Origin of the sequence: Aeromicrobium sp. Leaf272 (assembly GCF_001422865.1) — a bacterium.
Lineage (GTDB): Bacteria > Actinomycetota > Actinomycetes > Propionibacteriales > Nocardioidaceae > Aeromicrobium.
In genome coordinates this window covers 355,175-355,726 of the sequence record NZ_LMMY01000009.1, presented here as the reverse complement: position 1 = coordinate 355,726, position 552 = coordinate 355,175, and the positions used below count along the sequence as shown (strand labels likewise).

1 protein-coding gene is annotated in these 552 nt (G+C 73.4%); it reads left to right on the top strand.

Translation table 11 applies throughout. From position 1 onward, the window contains the following. Positions 1 to 22: 22 nt before the first annotated feature. The gene (locus ASF38_RS03310; RefSeq protein ID WP_055963360.1) at positions 23 to 442 is read left to right on the top strand and encodes an Ohr family peroxiredoxin; all 420 of its coding nucleotides are present in this window, start codon (positions 23 to 25) and stop codon (positions 440 to 442) included. Positions 443 to 552 lie beyond the last annotated feature (110 nt).

The window sequence follows — 552 nt, the reverse complement described above, 5'->3', positions numbered from 1 at the left end:
CCTCCGACACGAAGGACCAGCCATGCCCAAGATCCTGTACTCCACCGAGGCCACCACCACCACGGGCCGCGGCGGGTCCGTCGCCACGAGCGACGGTCGTCTCGACCTCCAGCTCTCCGCACCGAAGGAGCTGGGCGGCGACTCCGGCCCCGGCACCAACCCCGAGCAGCTGCTCGCCGCCGGGTACGCCGCGTGCTTCAACACGGCGCTCCGCGCGGTGCTGGGCCAGCACGACGTCACGGACGTCGAGCCGGTCGTCTCGGCGCAGGTCGGCATCTTCCGCTACCCGGAGGGCTACCGGCTCGACGTGGCGGTGACCGCCGAGCTCCCCGACGTCGACCCCGTCGTCGCGGAGAAGTACGTCGCCGAGGCCGACCAGATGTGCCCGTTCTCCGACGCGCTGCGCGGCGACGCGATCGTCAGCGTCGGGCTGGCGGAGTAGTGGTGGAGGGCCGCCGCCGTAGGGTCCTGGTCACCGGCGGGTCGCTGGGGATCGGCGCGGCGTGCGTGAGGTCCCTGGCCCAGGCCGGGGACCACGTGGTGGTGGCCGAC